The 16,874-nt window shown below is 68.5% G+C and carries 13 protein-coding genes; 8 read left to right on the top strand and 5 right to left on the bottom strand.

The window, feature by feature from the left end:
* From AC1D1G_RS13745 to AC1D1G_RS13725, 5 genes are all read left to right on the top strand, one after another.
* A partial coding sequence (locus AC1D1G_RS13745; RefSeq protein ID WP_477952507.1) for a GntT/GntP/DsdX family permease occupies positions 1-707 on the top strand: 707 nt, incomplete at its 5' end.
* A 25-nt stretch (positions 708-732) separates the two neighbouring features.
* The gene (locus AC1D1G_RS13740) at positions 733-1,986 is read left to right on the top strand and encodes a CaiB/BaiF CoA transferase family protein (RefSeq protein WP_009477976.1); all 1,254 of its coding nucleotides are present in this window, start codon (positions 733-735) and stop codon (positions 1,984-1,986) included.
* On the top strand, positions 1,983-2,921 hold the full coding sequence (locus AC1D1G_RS13735) for a hydroxymethylglutaryl-CoA lyase (RefSeq protein WP_283354436.1): 939 nt from the start codon (positions 1,983-1,985) through the stop codon (positions 2,919-2,921). Before AC1D1G_RS13740 ends, AC1D1G_RS13735 begins: the two co-directional genes overlap by 4 nt.
* Entirely contained in the window at positions 2,918-3,913 is a 996-nt protein-coding gene (locus tag AC1D1G_RS13730; protein WP_283354435.1) for a 2-hydroxyacid dehydrogenase, read from the top strand. The genes AC1D1G_RS13735 and AC1D1G_RS13730 overlap by 4 nt, the downstream gene beginning before the upstream one ends.
* Complete coding sequence (locus AC1D1G_RS13725) at positions 3,910-4,902, top strand: glycerate kinase (RefSeq protein ID WP_283354434.1); 993 nt, start codon at positions 3,910-3,912, stop codon at positions 4,900-4,902. Before AC1D1G_RS13730 ends, AC1D1G_RS13725 begins: the two co-directional genes overlap by 4 nt.
* Here AC1D1G_RS13725 and AC1D1G_RS13720 read toward each other — a convergent pair.
* The gene (locus tag AC1D1G_RS13720) at positions 4,868-5,653 is read right to left on the bottom strand and encodes an IclR family transcriptional regulator (RefSeq protein WP_477952506.1); all 786 of its coding nucleotides are present in this window, start codon (positions 5,651-5,653) and stop codon (positions 4,868-4,870) included. The genes AC1D1G_RS13725 and AC1D1G_RS13720 overlap by 35 nt on opposite strands.
* Before the next feature lie 322 nt (positions 5,654-5,975).
* On the opposite strand from AC1D1G_RS13720, the gene AC1D1G_RS13715 reads away from it, so the two are divergent.
* On the top strand, positions 5,976-6,443 hold the full coding sequence (locus AC1D1G_RS13715; RefSeq protein ID WP_477952505.1) for a DIP1984 family protein: 468 nt from the start codon (positions 5,976-5,978) through the stop codon (positions 6,441-6,443).
* Positions 6,444-6,705: 262 nt separating this feature from the next.
* Here the strand turns inward: AC1D1G_RS13715 and AC1D1G_RS13710 are convergent, their stop codons facing one another.
* Both AC1D1G_RS13710 and AC1D1G_RS13705 read right to left on the bottom strand, forming a co-directional pair.
* The gene (locus tag AC1D1G_RS13710) at positions 6,706-9,132 is read right to left on the bottom strand and encodes an ATP-dependent Clp protease ATP-binding subunit (protein WP_283354432.1); all 2,427 of its coding nucleotides are present in this window, start codon (positions 9,130-9,132) and stop codon (positions 6,706-6,708) included.
* Between the two features lie 152 nt (positions 9,133-9,284).
* Positions 9,285-9,461 (bottom strand): hypothetical protein, encoded by a 177-nt coding sequence (locus AC1D1G_RS13705; protein WP_283330699.1) that lies wholly within the window; start codon positions 9,459-9,461, stop codon positions 9,285-9,287.
* 487 nt (positions 9,462-9,948) lie between these two features.
* On the opposite strand from AC1D1G_RS13705, the gene AC1D1G_RS13700 reads away from it, so the two are divergent.
* Positions 9,949-11,973, top strand: a complete 2,025-nt coding sequence (locus AC1D1G_RS13700) for an APC family permease (RefSeq protein ID WP_477952503.1) — start codon at positions 9,949-9,951, stop codon at positions 11,971-11,973.
* Here the strand turns inward: AC1D1G_RS13700 and AC1D1G_RS13695 are convergent.
* The gene (locus AC1D1G_RS13695) at positions 11,942-13,558 is read right to left on the bottom strand and encodes an FAD-dependent monooxygenase (RefSeq protein WP_283330697.1); all 1,617 of its coding nucleotides are present in this window, start codon (positions 13,556-13,558) and stop codon (positions 11,942-11,944) included. The genes AC1D1G_RS13700 and AC1D1G_RS13695 overlap by 32 nt on opposite strands.
* Before the next feature lie 90 nt (positions 13,559-13,648).
* A complete protein-coding gene (locus AC1D1G_RS13690; RefSeq protein WP_283330696.1) occupies positions 13,649-14,413 on the bottom strand; it encodes an ABC transporter permease in 765 nt (254 codons plus the stop codon).
* Positions 14,414-14,549: 136 nt separating this feature from the next.
* Between AC1D1G_RS13690 and AC1D1G_RS13685 the strand changes: the two genes are divergently transcribed.
* Entirely contained in the window at positions 14,550-16,871 is a 2,322-nt protein-coding gene (locus AC1D1G_RS13685) for an ATP-binding cassette domain-containing protein (RefSeq protein WP_283330695.1), read from the top strand.
* Positions 16,872-16,874 lie beyond the last annotated feature (3 nt).

The raw sequence follows: 16,874 nt of genomic DNA, 5'->3' as shown, positions 1-16,874 counted from the left end.
GCGTCGCCCAGGCGCAGCGCGCCGCGACCGTCACCGAGGTCACGGCCGGGCGCGCGGCGCACGACCGCCCCCTCATCCTGCTCCTCGCTCCGCTGCTCGTTTCCCTCCTGCTCATCGCGACCGGCGCGATCCTGGACATCGCCGAGATCAGCAATCCGGTCGTCGCGTTCGTGTCCGAACCGCTCATCGCGTTGTTGATCGGACTGATCGGCACCAGCTTCGTCGGACGCCTCACCGTCGGCCAGCACCGCGTCCAGAAGGCGATCGCCAGCGGTTTCAGCGAGAGCGGCCAGATCCTCATCCTCACCGGCGTCGGCGGGTCCCTCGCCGCGACGATCGCAGCGGCCGGTCTCGGTGACATCCTCGGCAAGTACTTCACTGCCAATCACGCCGCTCCGCTGCTGATGGTGTGGGTGATCGCCGCCGTCCTGCACGTCGCCGTCGGCTCGGTGACCATCTCCGCGATCACCGCCGCGGGCGTCCTCGCCCCCATCGCACCGACCCTCGGCCTCGACCCCGTCCTCATCGCCCTCGCGGCCGGCGCCGGCTCCCTGTTCGCGGTCCACGTCACCAGCAACACGTTCTGGCTGCTGCAGTCCTTGATGGGTCAGACCACACGAGGCACGCTGAAGACGTGTTCGGTGGGAGTATCGGTGGCATCGGTCGTCGCAATACTGCTCGTCCTGCCCATGAGCCTCGTTCTCTGAGCGTCACTATCAGTTAAGGATCACCATGTTCTCCGACAACACCATTCGGCCCCTCGACGGGGTTCGGGTACTCGAGCTCGGTAACTACATCGCCGCACCGACCGCGGGCCGGATGCTCGCCGACTTCGGGGCCGAGGTCATCAAGGTGGAGCGCCCGAAGACCGGCGACGAACTGCGCAACTGGCGGCTGTACTCCGGCGACACCTCAATGCTGTACCGCACGATCAACCGCAACAAGAAGTCGATCGTGCTGGACCTGCGCACCGAGGAAGGCAGGCAGCTCGTCCTGGATCTCGCCGCCAAGTGCGACATCCTGCTGGAGAACTTCCGGCCCGGCACCCTGGAGAAGTGGGGCATCGGACCGGACGCGTTGAACGCGGCCAATCCGGACCTGGTGATCACCCGCATCTCGGCGTTCGGGCAGACCGGGCCGATGTCGCAGAGGCCGGGGTTCGCCGCGGTCGCGGAGGCCGCGGGCGGATTCCGTGAACTCGTCGGCGACCCGGACCGGCCACCGGTGCGGGTGGGGGTGTCGATCGGCGACTCGATCGCCGGCCTCTACGCAGCGTTCGGTGCGGTGATGGCCCTGTTCCAGCGCGAAGCCGCGAAGGTCGCCGGAACCCCGGGTCCGTCCCTGCCGCATCGGATCATCGACGTCGCCCTCAACGAATCGATCCTGTCGATGATGGAGTCGCTGATCCCCGACTACCTCGCGTACGGCATCAAACGCGAACGCGTCGGCGGTCGAATGGAGGGCATCGCCCCGTCGAACGCGTACATCTGCAGCGACGGTGACAGCATCATCATCGCCGGCAACGGTGACGCCATCTTCCAGCGCTACATGGACACCATCGGCCGTCCCGACCTCGGCGCCGACCCGGACCTGTCCACCAACGCCGGACGGTGGGCGCGCCGCGACGAACTCGACACCGCGATCGGCCAGTGGACGATCCAGTACTCGCGCGACGAGGCGCTGAAGATCCTCGATGCGGCCGGGGTGCCGTCGGGTCCGATCAACACCGCCGCCGACATCTGCAGCGACGAGCAGTACGCGGCCCGCAACATGATTCAGCAGTTCACCGTCGACACCGGTGAGGCCGAGCCGAAGCAGGTCGGGTTCCCCGGCATCGTCCCGGTGATCGGCGGCAAGTCGCTGCCCATCCGCAACGTCGGACCGGACCTCGGCGAGCACACCCGGGAGGTCCTGGAAACGGTGCTCGGCAAGACCCCGGAACAGATCGACTCCATCGTCAACGACACGGTAGGTGGCCTCTCATGACGCAGTCCTTCGAATCACGCACCCTGCTCCGCGACGTCACCCTGCGTGACGGGTTGCAGTTGACGGGCAAGATGCTGCCCACCGCCCGGAAGCTCGAGATCGCCCGCCGGCTCCTCGAACTCGGCGTGCCCGCGCTCGAGATCGGGTCGATGGCCCGCCCCGACCTGGTCCCGCCGATGGCGAACACCGTCGAGGTGATCTCGGAGCTGACCCCGGAGGAACTCGATCACTGCTGGGTGTGGGTGGCGACGCCCCGGCACATGGAGAAGGCCGCCGCGGCCGGCGCACGACATTTCCAGTACTGCTTCTCCGCCTCCGATTCCCACAACCAGGCGAACATCGGTCGCTCCACCGAGGACAGCCTCGCCGCGATGCCCGCCGCGATCGAACTCGCCCAGCAGGTCGGCGGCAGCATCCAGCTGTGCATCGCGACGTCGTTCACCTGCCCGTTCGAGGGCCGGGTGCCCGAGCAGCGGGTCATCGACATCGCCAACGACCCGCGCGCCCACGGCGCCGTCGACGTCGTCGTCTGCGACACCCTCGGCCAGGCCGTCCCCGCCGAGGTGTACTCGCTCGTCTCCCGGGTACGGCTCGAAACCCCGCAGCGCGGCATCGTCTTCCACGGCCACGACACCTGGGGTCTCGGGGTCGCGAACAGTCTCGCCGCGGTCGCGGCCGGCGCGATGACCGTCGACGGCGCCCTCGGCGGACTCGGTGGCTGCCCGTTCGCACCCGGCGCCAGCGGCAACACCGCCAGCGAGGACCTGCTGTTCGCCACCCGCCCGGACTGGCTGAACCCCACCACGTTCGGCTCCCTCGTGGAACTGTCCGAGAAGACCCTCGCCGAACTCGGCGAAGCCAATCGGTCCAAGGCCGCGCAGGGCGCACGCTCCAATGCCACCGCGTTCGAGTGGGTCATCGGAGGCGGCCGATGAGCGCCGCGCGGTTCTACGTCACCACCCCGATCCCCGAACCCGCCCTCACGCTGCTGCGCGCCGCGGGCAGCGTCGACGTTCCCGACGAGCTTCCGGACGCCGCCCGGCTGCGGGAGGTCTGCGTGTCCGGCGACTACGACGTGGTGGTGTCCCAGCTTCGCGACACGTTCGACGCCGACCTCCTGGCCGCCGCGAAGATCCGCGGTATCTCCAACTACGCGGTCGGGTTCAACAACGTCGACATCGGGGCGGCGACCGCGAACTCGATACTCGTCGGCAACACACCCGGTGTGCTCACCGACGCCACCGCCGACGTCGCGATGCTGCTGATCATGGCCACCGCCCGCCGCGCCGTGGAGGCCGACACGTTCGTCCGCGCCGGACAGTTCACCGGATGGGAACCGAATCTGCTCCTCGGCCAGGATGTTTCGGGGCGCACGCTCGGTCTCGCCGGATTCGGCCGGATCGCGCGGGCGACCGCGAAACGGGCACTGGCCTTCGGGATGCAGGTGCTGTTCTGCCCGCGGCCGCCCGGCGACCGGCCGGTCTCGGACGAGGAACTCGGCGAATTCGCCGGACTCGTCACCCACACCGACTGGGACACCCTCGTCACCACCAGCGACTACCTGTCGCTGCACGTGCCCCTCAACGCGCAGACCCGCCACCTGGTCGATGCGGGCGTGCTGACGGCGATGAAGCCCTCCGCGATCCTGATCAACACCGCCCGCGGTCCCGTCGTCGACGAAACCGCCCTCGTCGCCGCCCTGAAGTCCGGGGAGATCACCGGGGCCGGGCTGGACGTCTACGAGGACGAACCCGCGCTCGCCCCGGGACTCGCGGAACTGTCGAACACGGTCCTGCTCCCCCACCTCGGCAGTGCCACGGTGTCGGTGCGCGCCGAGATGGCGAGGCTGTGCGCCGAGAACGCTGTGGCCATGGCGCAGAACCGGATTCCCCCGCATCCGGTCAACCCGGAAGCGTGGAACTCATGACGGTTCTGATCGCCCCCGACAGTTTCAAGGGCACCTACACCGCCCGCGAGGTCGCCGACGCGGTCGCGACGGGGGTCGAGTCGTCCGGCGGTACCGCGATCAGGTTGCCGGTCGCCGACGGCGGCGAGGGCACCCTCGACGTTCTCACCGTCCCCCTCGGATTGCGCCCGGTCACCACCCGGTCCCGCAACCCGTGGGGCAGCCCGTGCCGGCCRACGTACGGACTGTCCGACGACGGGACCGCGGTCATCGAGATCGCCGCCGCCTCCGGGATCACCACGCCGCACGACGGCCCCCGTGACCCGGTCACCGCCACCACGTACGGCACCGGGATGCTCGTCGCCGACGCCGCCCGGCGCGGTGCCCGGCACATCGTCGTCGCGGCCGGCGGGTCCGCCACCACGGACGGCGGCACCGGGGCCGTCGCCGCCATCGAGGCGGGCGGCGGACTCCGGGGCGCCGCCGTCACCGTCCTGACCGACGTCACCACCCGGTACGTCGACGCGGCCAGGGTGTTCGGACCGCAGAAGGGCGCCGACGCGGGCGCCGTGCAACTCCTCACGCGGCAGCTCGAGGCGAAGGCGCGGGCTCTGCCCCGCGACCCGTCGAGTGTCGACGCGACCGGTGCGGCAGGCGGGTTCTCCGGCGGGATGTGGGCGCGGTACGGCGCCGAACTGCGCTCGGGCGCCGATTACATCCTCGACGTGATCGGCTTCGACACCCTGGCCGCGGACCCGTCGGCGATCGTCGTCGGCGAGGGCAGGCTCGACGGACAGACGAAGGCGGGCAAGATCATCTCCGCGATCCTCGCCCGCGCGGGCACCGCCCCGGTGTACGCCGTCGTCGGCTCCGTCGGCGACGATCTCGGCGACTACCGGTCCCGGTTCGCCGGCGTCCTCGTCGCCACGGACGCCGTGGCCATGCACGACGCCGGCCGCACGATCGCGGCGCAACTCATGACGGGTAGCGGCCACCCAGCGTCCGGGTGACCTGCTCGGCGCTGCCGACGAGCAGATCCACCCACTGCTCGCACTGTTCGCGTGGCATGCGCAGTGTCGGCCCGCTGATCGCCAGAGCACCGATCACGTCGGCGGACGAATCGAACACGGGCGCAGCCAGTCCCGAGGCGCTGTCCTCCCGCTCGCCCGCGGTGATGGCGTATCCGTCGGCCTTGGCCTGGTGGATCAGTTCACGCAGCACCGCGGTGTCGGTGACGGTGCCCTCGGTCATCGGCTCGATGGGGCCGGCGAGGACCTGTTCGGTGAGGTCCTGGTTCCAGGCGAGCAACACCCGGCCCGCCGATCCCGCGGGCAGGGGGACGATCTTTCCGACGTACATGTTGCGACGCAGCGCGTGCTCGGTCTCCGCGATGGCCACGCACACGCGGTAGCCCTGCTCGACCCGGAAGAAGCTGGCGGTCTCGCCGGTGGCGTCGCGGATCTCCTTCAACACCGGCGTGACGACAGCCAGGATGTCGAGTCCCTTGGTGGCCGTCGCGGCCCAGAACGCCATCTTCACGCCGATCCGGATCTGGTCGCCGGACCGGTCGAGGAATTCCTGCGCCACGAGGTTGCTGACCAGCCGTTGGACCGTCGACGTCGGCAGTCCCGTCGCCTGGTGGATCTCGCCCAGCGTCATCGACGGACGCGTCAGGCTGAAGGCATCGAGGATCTCCGTGATCTTGCTCAGCACCAGCAACGGTTGGTGCTTGGAGGTCAATTCGCCGTCTTCCGCTCGCATGCCCTCGAGGATAGTCGCCCCCACCAGCACGTGAGTGCCAACGAACGGCGGAACACACTTCGGCACTCACCTGGGGCGAATCGACTGTCGCCACACGGGCGCGAATGTGGTACCTATTGAAGATGCTCGAATTCGACTCGACGAAAGGCGCATGAGCGCCACCGAGATATCTCTCCGACACGACGGTTCGGGGAATTCACCCGCGCGTTCGACGCGCTTCGATCGCTCCCTTCACGGTGCCGCGACCCGTCCGCCCCCGGGCGGACACTTCTCCATTCACCATTTTCGCTGTGCTACAACGACTTCGAGAAAGGAGGTAACCGTGAAGTTGGCTGAGGCACTGGCCGAACGGGGCGATCTGACGCGTCGGGTGGAGCACCTGAAGTCGCGCATCCTCACGAACGCACGACACCAGGAGGGCGAGTCGCCGGCGGAGGACGCCGCGGCGCTCCTCGTCGAACTCGAGGAGGTCCTGGACCGCCTGGAGGTCCTCATCCGAAGAATCAATCGGACGAATACCGCTGCACCACTGGGCGACGCGAGCATCACGGACGCACTGGCCCGCCGGGACATGCTGCGCATCCGGCACCGGGTGGTGTCCGCCGCCGCGGATGCCGCCTCCGGTCGTGAGCAGGACCGATACGGCAGGCAACTCCGCTCCGAACTCGTCTTCGTCGCGGCGTTGCCCGTCCGGGATCTGCGGCGGACGGCAGACGATCTCGCCCGGAAGATCCGGGAAATCGATCTGCAAGTGCAGAAGGAGAATTGGGAAGTCGAGTTGCTCGACTGAACAGGCTGGGTAGTAGGTAACCGTTTCGGAGGCGAGCACGCACCGCGAGTCGACGGTAATTCGGCTCTTCTCCGGCGTGGAGGGCAACGCTCCGGGCACACACCCGGATCACATTGCAGCCCTGCACACCGCACAGGTGACGGTGCACGACGCACACCTCATCACCGGGTGCTGATCCGAGACGGCGAGGGCGGGCAAGGGGCTACCCACACACGTGAGTGGCAGAGCGTGCCGAAGCACACTCTGCCACTCACGTCGGGGATCAGCCGACTACGAGATCCAACTCGTCGTCGGACACTCCGACCGCGATGCTGCCACCCTCGACGAGGACGTCGTCGAGCAGCAGATCGGCGATCCGATCGTCGACGGCCCGCTGGATCGACCGGCGCAGCGGACGCGCCCCGAACTCGGGCTGGTGTCCGTGCTCGGCAATCCAATCGACCGCGTCCTCGCTGAACGAGATCTCGATGCCCTTGGACTGCAGACGCTTCCGGCTGTCGTCCAGCAGCAGGTCGGTGATCCGGTGCAGCTGCTCGGTGTCGAGCTTGCGGAAGATCACGATCTCGTCGATCCGGTTCAGGAACTCCGGACGCATCGACTCACGCAGCCGGCCCATCACCCGATCCCGCAGCGGCTTCTCCGAAGCCTCCGCGTCACCGGTGCTGAAGCCCAGCGCACCCGACTTGCTGGAGATGATGTCGGACCCCAGGTTGCTGGTCATGATCAGAACGGTGTTCTTGAAATCCACCGTCCGGCCCTGACCGTCCGTGAGTCGGCCGTCGTCGAGCACCTGCAGCAGCGTGTTGAACACGTCGGGGTGCGCCTTCTCGATTTCGTCGAGCAGGATCACCGAGTACGGGTTCCGGCGGACCTGCTCGGTGAGCTGTCCCGCCTCCCCGTATCCGACGTAGCCGGGAGGGGCACCGACGAGTCGGCTGACCGTGTGACGTTCACCGAACTCGCTCATGTCGAGTCGCAGCATCTTGTTCTCGTCACCGAACAGCGTGGCGGCCAGCGCCTTCGCCAGTTCGGTCTTGCCGACACCGGTCGGTCCGAGGAACAGGAAGCTGCCCACGGGACGATCCGGATCGTTCATGCCGGTGCGGCTGCGGCGCACCGCCCGGGCGATGGCCCGCACGGCGTCGTCCTGGCCGATGACACGACGATGCAGTTCGTCCTCGAGCCGGCGGAGGCGTTCCTTCTCCTCCTCGGTCATCTGGCTGGCCGGGATTCCAGTGGCCCGCGACACGACCTCCGCGATCTGCTCGGCAGTCACCTCGGGCGTCACGTCGTTCGTGCCGACCGCCTTCCCCTCGATCCGGGCCTGAACCTCCATGGCCTCGTCCCGCAGTCGCGACGCCTTCTCGTACTGCTCGTCGGCGACGGCCTGTTCCTTGGCCTGCTCGAGTTCCGCGAGCTTCGCCCGCAGAGCCTCGACGTCGACGCTCGGCATCCGCAGCCGCAACCGGGCCCCGGCCTGATCGATCAGGTCGATCGCCTTGTCCGGCAGGAAGCGGTCACCGATGTAACGGGCCGACAGCTCRACGGCCGCCGTGATCGCCTCGTCCGTGTAACGGACGCCGTGATGCTCCTCGTACCGGTCACGCAGACCGGACAGGATCGCCACCGCATCCTCCACACTCGGCTCCGCCACCGTCACCGGCTGGAACCTGCGTTCGAGCGCCGGATCCTTCTCGATGTGCTTGCGGTACTCGTCGAGCGTCGTCGCACCGACGATGTGCAGCTCACCGCGGGCGAGCTTCGGCTTGAGGATGTTGCCCGCATCCATCGCACCGTCGGCGCCGCCGCCGGCACCGGCGATGGAGTGGACCTCGTCGATGAAGACGATCAGCTCGTCCGAGTGGGCCGAGATCTCGTCGATCACCTTGTTGAGACGTTCCTCGAAGTCGCCGCGGTACCGGGTGCCCGACACCATGCTCGACAGGTCGAGCTGGACGATGCGCTTACCCGTCAGGCGGTCGGGAACGTCGCCGTCGACGATGCGCTGGGCGAGGCCCTCTACGACCGCCGTCTTGCCGACGCCGGCCTCACCCACCAGCACGGGGTTGTTCTTGGTGCGGCGCGAGAGAATTTCGATGGTCTGCTCGATCTCGTCGGCGCGCCCGATCACCGGGTCGACTCCGCCGCCGCGTGCGCGTTCGGTGAGGTCGAAGCCGTACTTGTCGAGCGTGGGGGTCCCCGAGTTCGAGGACTCCTCCTCCACCGATCCACCCTGCACGGCGGTCTGCAGGCGCTCCGGGGTGATTCCCTCGGACGCGAGCAGGCGTCCGGCGGCGTGGTCCTGATCCGCGGCGAGCGCCAGGAAGAGGTGCTCGGGATCGATGTAGGTGGACCCGAGGGCGCGCGCGAGTTGGTGCGCCTCGAGCAGCGCCGTCTTCAGCGCGCCGCTCAGTGCGGGTGTTGCAAAGCCTGACGTGTCACGGCTCTGGGGCAGACGCAGTTCGACGGCATCGGCGACGGCCGACGTGTCGGCGCCTGCGCGGCGCATCAGAGAGGTGACGGGTTCGTGTTCTGTCATGACGCGCAGAACGTGGAGCGCATCGAGTTCCGCGTCGCCACGACCTGCGGCGAAGCGGGCAGCAGCAGCCATGAGCTCCTGGGTGGAGCGACTCATGAGCCGACTGATGTCGATGCGACCTGGGCCCTCCGGCCCGAAGAATGCTGGCATTCCTCAGCCTCCTATAAGTTGAGCGTTACTCACTCAACTAACGTGCCAAGCCTGCGATCAATTCCCGGAGGGAGTGGATGTGAGCTCGATCACAAAGGCCCGCGGCAGGTGCCGACCCAGTCCAACGACGACAGGAACCCGGATCTTCCCGCTCACGGCAGGGTGCGTCCGAGAAAGTCGAGCACTCGGGTCGCCTGGTCGCCGGTGGGATCGAGATCGGGGCGGAAGTCGGCGACGCTGACCCCCACGAGTCGAGGTGACCGCGCCAGTGGCGCGACGACGTCGGCGAGTTGATCCCAGTCGAGGCCTCCCGGCTGGGGGTACGTCACCGCACCGCGAGCTCCATGTCCGCCGTCTCGCCCGTGTCCGAGGACCGTCCGTCGAGATAATCCGGATGCCCGTCGACGAACCACAGTCCCGCCGAACCCAGGTGCCTGCGCAGCGCGGGAAGATCCCGAGCAGAATGCTGCAGTCGCCGCCGACCACCAGCGGTCGCCGGCCCGGCAGGTCCGCCATCGCGACCGCCAGATCGTCCGCCAGCGCATGAGCGGCCCGCACCGTCTCGGACAGTGCAATCACGCCCGTCGCTTCGTCCCGGTCGGTGCGGTCGATCACGGTCGCGGCGTCGCCGACATCTCGGCCGACCATCGCGGACAGGCCGGCCTCCCGAAACGCGTGCGGCGCCGCCTGTTCGCCACGCGCCGAGCCGGAGCAATCCCACGGTGCACCAGGCGCTCCGCACCCGTGCGCCTTTTCGGTAGCGGGAACAACCGGAAAGGCGCACGGGCGCGAAGCGCCTGGTTCTACGCTGAACTGGTGGTGGCTCTCGTTCGAGCGGTCCGGCGGCTGGCTCTGGGACGCCCGCTGCGCAGTGACGACCTCGGGGAGCAGTTGCTGACCAAGCGTCTGGCGCTGCCGATCTTCGCCTCCGACCCTCTGTCGTCCGTGGCATACGCGACGCAGGAGATCCTGCTGATCCTGTCCCTGGGCGGTCTCGCCTATTTCTACCTGACGCCGTATCTGGCGGCCGGGGTCGTGGTGCTTCTCGCCGTGGTCGCCCTGTCGTACCGCCAGGTGGTGTACGCCTACCCCAGCGGAGGCGGCTCGTACGAGGTGGCGACGAAGAACCTCGGTCCGTCCGCGGGTCTGACGGTGGCGTCGGCACTGCTCATCGACTACGTCATGACGGTGGCGGTGTCGGTGTCGGCGGGCGTCGACAATCTCATCTCCGCCGTGCCCGCGCTGAACACGCACCGGGTGGCGCTGGCCGTGGCGTTCGTCGTGTTGCTGACGGTGATGAACCTGCGCGGGATCCGCGAATCGGGGACCATGTTCGCCTTCCCGACGTACGGGTTCATCGCCGGGGTGATGATCCTGATCGTGACGGGGTTCGTCCGCGTCGCGGCCGGTTCGACACCCGTCGCCGAAAGCGCCGGGTACACCATCGAACCGGAACTGTCCGGGCTGACCGGTCTGGCCCTCGTGTTCTTCGCGCTGCGCGCGTTCTCCTCCGGATGTACCGCGCTGACGGGTGTCGAGGCGATCTCCAACGGGGTGCCTGCGTTCCGTAAACCCAAGAGCGCCAACGCCGCGAAGACACTCATGGCGATGGCCGCGACGGCCATCGTGATGTTCGCGGGAATCACCGCGCTGGCCATCGTCGCCAAGGTGCACGTCGCGGTGAACCCGTGCGATCTGATCGGGTTCGCCGGAAACTGCGAGACCGATCCGCAGCGCACCGTCATCGCCCAGATCTCGGCGGCCGTGTTCGGCGGCACCACCAACATCGGCTTCTTCTATGTCCAGGCCGCGACCGTGCTGATCCTCGTGCTCGCCGCGAACACCGCCTACAACGGTTTCCCGCTGCTCGCCTCGGTGCTCGGCCGTGACCGCTACCTCCCGGTCCAGCTGAACACCCGCGGCGACCGGTTGGCGTTCAGCAACGGCATCGTGCTCCTCGCCGTGACGGCGGGCGGATTGATCGTCCTGTTCGACGCGTCCGTCACCCACCTCATCCAGCTGTACATCCTCGGCGTGTTCACGTCGTTCACCCTCAGCCAGGCGGGCATGGTCCGGCACTGGAACCGTGTGCTGACAACCGAATCCGACGCCCGAGAACGTCGTCGAATCCACGGCCGGCGGGCCCTCAACGGCACCGGCGCCGTCCTCACCGGCACTGTCCTGATCATCGTCACGATCACGAAGTTCACCCAGGGCGCCTACCTCGTGGTGATCGCCATGCCGATCCTGTTCTTCCTGATGCGCGGGGTGCGGCGGCACTACGACCGGATCGCGGCCCTCCTCGTCGTCGACGAGGACAGCTTCACCCTCCCCTCCCAGGTGCACACCATCGTGCTGGTGTCCGTGCTCAACAAACCCACCGCCCGGGCCCTGGCCTACGCCCGCGCCACCCATCCGACGACCCTGGAAGCCGTCACCGTGCTGGGCGACAACACCGGAAAACTGCAGCGGGAGTGGGAGAAGTATGAAATTCCGGTGCCGCTGAAAGTCCTCGAATCGCCCTACCGTGAAGTCACCCGGCCCATCGTGGGGTACGTGAAATCCGTCCGGAAACGGATTCCGGACGGCGTCGTCACCATCTTCATCCCCGAGTACGTGGTCGGTCGCTGGTGGGAACACCTGCTGCACAACCAGAATGCGCTGCGCCTCAAGGGCAGGTTGCTGTTCACGTCCGGCGTGATGGTCACGAGTGTGCCGTGGCTGCTCGATTCGGCCACCCGCGTCGGGGCGCCGCTCGGCAAGCCCGCGCCGGGTGACATCCGGCGCGGCCTGCCCACCACTCCCGAGCTCAGCGGAAAGTCGACTTCAGGTACTCGGTGAGACCGTCGACCGCGACCGGACTCTGCCGGAACCCCAGATAGCCGTCCGGGCGGACGACGAACGCGGCGGAACCCTCCGCGCCGTACGCGTGCGCGAACTCGCCGTCACGGTCTCGGACGAGGGGAAGCACCGTTTCCCCGACCTCGGCGGAAGGCGACGCGACGAGGTACGTGTCGACGAGTCCCCGGGTCGCCGCGCCCACCGACGTCGCCGCGGCCTCGAGCAGTTCCAGCCCGCGCGCGTCGACCGATTCGTCGGCGTACAGCAGCAACGTGTGGTTCCGTCCCGCGAGGAGAGTGAACAGCCGGAGGGGAAACGCGACCGCGGCACGGGTCAGCCCGCGGGCGTCCGGCGCCCGGCTGCCGGGCGCGAGCGCCGCATTCGACTCCGGTTGGGCGACGATCGGACTGTCCGCGTAGCTGATGAGGAGTTGGGCCTCGCGTCGGATCACGTAGTCGGGATCCGACGACCCCGCCCCGATCCCCTCCCGGGCGCTGCGCACGGTGCGTCCCACCACCTCCTCCCCGATGGGTCGCCGTTCGGCGTCGTAACTGTCCAGCAGGTCGGGGGCCGCGGCGCCGGACACGGCCAGCGCGACCTTCCACGCCAGGTTGTGCGCGTCCTGGATGCCGGTGTTCATACCCTGCGCGCCGGTCGGCGGATGAATGTGGGCGGCGTCGCCCGCGACGAACACCCGCCCGCGCCCGTACGAGTCGACGATGCGGTGGCTGATCCGGAAGATGGACGACCAGCGGAGGTTCGACGCCCGCGTCGGCTCGGGTGACAGGCGGTCGAGCACGGCCTGGATGTGGCTCAGCTCCGGTTTCGGTCCCGCCTCGAAACCGTGCGCGATCTTGTCGGCCGCGGGGGTGCCGGTGCCGGCGAGGTCGCTGGGCACCAGCATCGACATCCGGTAGCGGCGGCGCCCGGGCAGCGGGATGCACACGAGCAGGTCGTCGGTCTCGCCGTCCGTCTGATGCATCGACCGGATCCCGTAGCCGCGGGGCATCGACCAGTCGACTTCGACGTCGCCGAGCATGTACTGCTCGAGGAACGCACCGCCCTCGAAGGTGAGGCCGAGTCCCTTGCGGACCACGCTGTGGGCGCCGTCGCAGCCGAAAAGGTACTGGGTTCGGACGGTTTCGTCGCCGTCCGCGCCGGTGACCGTGGCGACGACGCCGTCGTCGTCCTGTTCGAACGCCGTCAGTCTCGTTCCTCGTTCGATCGTGGTGCCGAACGTGGCCAGGTATTCGGTGAGGATGCGTTCGGTCTCGTACTGCGGCAGCCCGATGAATTCGAACGGGACGTCGGCCGGTAGCGACAATTCCAGGCGGGCCACCTCGTCGCCGTTGACGTACACGATCTGCCCGCGCATCTGGATCGCCGCGTCCAGGATGTGCCGCAGCACACCCATGCTCTCGAACACCTCGAGGCTGCGCGGTTGGATCCCCACCGCCTTCGCGTACTGCGGTGGCTCGAGCAGGGGATCGATGATGCGGCAGGCGACGCCTCGCCTGCGCAGTTCGATCGCCGCCGTCAGCCCGACCGGACCAGCTCCGACCACCAATACCTCGGGATGCACCACAAGACACCGCCTCGTCAGCAGGGACCGACCACGACCAGTATGCGTGACCGACGATGCACTTGACCGGCGTTCGGGCCAGACCCGGATCCTTCATGTCCGCGCGGTGTGGAGTCTCGGCCGGTGAACCGCTTCCCGGGCCACCAGTTCGATCGTGACGGCCACCGCACACGTCTGCGCGAGCAGCAGCCCGACCAGGACGAGGATCTGGACCGCCCCGGCCTGAACGGCGGAACCGCTTGCCAGCAGCACCCCGACGAACGCCCCCGGCAGGGTGACCAGCCCGACGGTCCGGGTCTGATCGAGTCCTGGGAGCAACGCGTCCGAGGCGGCAGACCGGACCACTTCCATGCGGGCATCACGGACGTCGAGCCCGAGACTGAGCCCCGCCTCCACCTCACCCCACCGTTGTTCGACCGCATCGAGCGCGCGTCGCGCGGCGAGTGAGGTGGCCGTCATCGCCCCACCGAGCACGATTCCGCCGACGGGAACGAGAGCGACACCTTCGAGCGGCACCACCTGGCTGACCAGCATCAACGGCAACACGATGCCGACACCCGCGGCGAGAGGCAGCGCCAGCCACCCGGCGGACCGCCCGGCTTTCGCACGGCGAGCGGACGTTCCCACCGCCGCCGCGAACATCACGACGAGCACGAGGATCGACGACCACAGATGCGCGAGAGCCGCGGCCAGGATCAGGGACACCGCGGCGAGCTGGGCGGCACCTCGAATCGCCGCACCGGGCACGACCAGTGGGCTACCGAGGTGGGTGAAGCGGTAGACCACCGCCGCGCACACGACCATCACGGTGCACAGCACAGCCAGTCCGACACCGGGATTCGCCAGGGACGTACTCACCCCGCTCAGTGTTCCTCACATCCTGGCCCCGGGGGTACCGAGAGTGAGCGTTATGCCGACGAATCCCGGGGCGTGCATGCGACCATTGATGGAGTCGACGCTCTACGCCCGATGACGCTGACCGGAGGCCGTGGCGATGGACGACCGGGCGAACACAGCGCACCCGCGGGTCGTGGTCGAGACCGAACACGGCCGGGCGAGCTACCGCGCGGGCAAGGCCGTCCGCATCGGCCGGGATCCGCAATTGGAGATCACGATCGTCGATCCCGTGGTGTCGCGCGAGCATGCACGGCTGACGTGGGACGAGGGATGGCAGCTCGTCGACTCCGACAGCAAGAACGGGATCTTCGTCGACGGCGAGCGCAGAGAAAAGATTCCCGTCACGAACGCCGTCCTCGTCCGGCTGGGCGACGCGGTCGAGGGGCCGGTCGTGCGGATCTCGGTCGAGGATCCCGACGCGACGCGACAGGATGTGGGCGGCCGATGGGACGAGTCGACGATCGAGGTGGGGGCCTCGAGCGCCCCACCCCCGACACCGCACGAGGCGGTCCCGACGGGATCACTCACGGTGGGACGGTCACCCGACAACGACATCGTCGTCCGGGACGTGCTGGCCTCACGCCATCACGCGATCGTCCACAACGTGCCGTCCGGCCTCGAGATCGACGACCTGGGGAGCGTCAACGGCACGTTCGTCGGCGGCGCCCGGGTGTCGCGCGCGCAGCTGACCGACGGCGACGTCGTCACGATCGGGAACACCGACCTCAGTGTGAAGGACGGCCGGCTGGTTCCACGGCAGGCGGTGGCTCCGACCGCAGGCGGGCTGCGGGTGGACGGCGTCGGGCTCACCATCGAGGGCGGGCGGCGGCTGCTCGAGGACGTCACGTTCACGGCCCAGCCGGGGAGTCTCACCGCGGTGATCGGCCCCTCCGGCGCGGGAAAGACCACGGTGGCCACCATCATCTCCGGTTCGGAACGCCCCACGGAAGGTGTGGTCGAGTTCGAGGGACGCAGCGTGCACGCCGAATACCAGGTGCTCCGCTCCCGCATCGGGATGGTCCCCCAGGACGACGTCGTGCACCGGCAGCTGACCATCCGGCAGGCGCTCGGCTACGCCGCCGAGCTGAGGCTGCCGCCGGACACCACCCGGGCCGACCGCGAGGAGGTGATAGCGACGGTCCTCGAGGAACTGCAGCTGTCCGAACACGCCGACACGAGGGTCGACCGGTTGTCCGGCGGACAACGCAAACGCGCGTCCGTCGCAATGGAGTTGCTCACCGGCCCGTCCCTGCTGATCCTCGACGAACCGACCTCGGGTCTCGACCCTGCGCTCGACCGGCAGATCATGGCGACGTTGCGCCGCCTCGCCGATTCTGGCCGCGTCATCGTCATCGTCACGCATTCGCTGTCGTATCTCGAGATGTGCGATCAGGTCCTGCTCCTCGCACCGGGCGGCAAGACCGCCTACGTGGGCCCGCCGGACCGGGTCGGGGCCGCGCTGGGCAGCACCGATTGGGCCGACATCTTCTCCCGTGTCGCGGCCGACCCCGACGGGGTGTTCGCCGAGTACCGCGCCACCCGCCCCGCCGTCGAGGTGCCACCACCGAGCCCACCCGGACCTCTCGGCAGTCCCGCGCACACGTCGCGGCGTAAGCAGCTGAGCACCGTCGTCCGCCGCCAGGCGCGGCTGATCCGCGCCGACCGTGGGTACCTGATCTTCTTGTCCCTTCTCCCGTTCGTGCTCGGCGGCCTGGCCGTGCTCGTGCCCGGCGACACCGGATTCGGCCCGTCGGGCCTCGACGAATCCGGCGAACTCACCCAGATCCTGGTCGTGCTGATCCTCGGCGCCGCCTTCATGGGTTGCTCACTGACCATCCGCGATCTGGTCGGAGAGCGCATGATCTATCACCGCGAACGTGCCGCCGGCCTGCTCCCGTCCGCCTACCTGACGGCGAAGATCGTCGTATTCTGCGCCGCCGCGATCGTGCAGTCGGTGATCATGGTGGTGATCGTCTTCGTGGGCAAGGGTTTTCCGGGCCGGGGCAGTGCGATCCCCTCCGGCTCCGTCGAATTGATCGTGGACATCGCCGTCACCACCTGCTCCTGCGTCCTGGTCGGATTGGCGTTGTCGTCGGTGGCCCGCTCGAACGAGCAGGTGATGCCGATGCTGGTGGTCACGATCATGGTGCAGTTGGTGATGTGCGGAGGACTGATCACGATCACCGGACGCGCCGTGCTCGAACAGGTGTCGTGGCTCTTCCCGTCCCGCTGGGGGTTCGCGGCCGCCGCCTCGACGGTGGACCTGCGCACGAACGCCACGGGCACCGAGCCCGATACGCTCTGGCAGCATGCCGCATCGTGGTGGCTGCTCAGCATCGCCATGCTGGTGCTCATCAGTTGCGTGCTCGCGGCCGTCACCTACAGCCGGCTCCGGCTGCGCCGTTCCCGCCGACGCTGAAAC

The organism is Rhodococcus sp. P3_B8, assembly GCF_056402775.1.
This window is presented reverse-complemented; position numbering and strand designations above follow the sequence as displayed.

Bases quoted from the DNA above. Each gene is read 5' to 3' on its own strand.
- AC1D1G_RS13740 (WP_009477976.1), top strand. From the start codon at position 733: ATGTTCTCCGACAACACCATTCGGCCCCTCGACGGGGTTCGGGTACTC.
- AC1D1G_RS13735 (WP_283354436.1), top strand. From the start codon at position 1,983: ATGACGCAGTCCTTCGAATCACGCACCCTGCTCCGCGACGTCACCCTG.
- AC1D1G_RS13730 (WP_283354435.1), top strand. From the start codon at position 2,918: ATGAGCGCCGCGCGGTTCTACGTCACCACCCCGATCCCCGAACCCGCC.
- AC1D1G_RS13720 (WP_477952506.1), bottom strand. From the start codon at position 5,653: ATGCGAGCGGAAGACGGCGAATTGACCTCCAAGCACCAACCGTTGCTG.
- AC1D1G_RS13685 (WP_283330695.1), top strand. From the start codon at position 14,550: ATGGACGACCGGGCGAACACAGCGCACCCGCGGGTCGTGGTCGAGACC.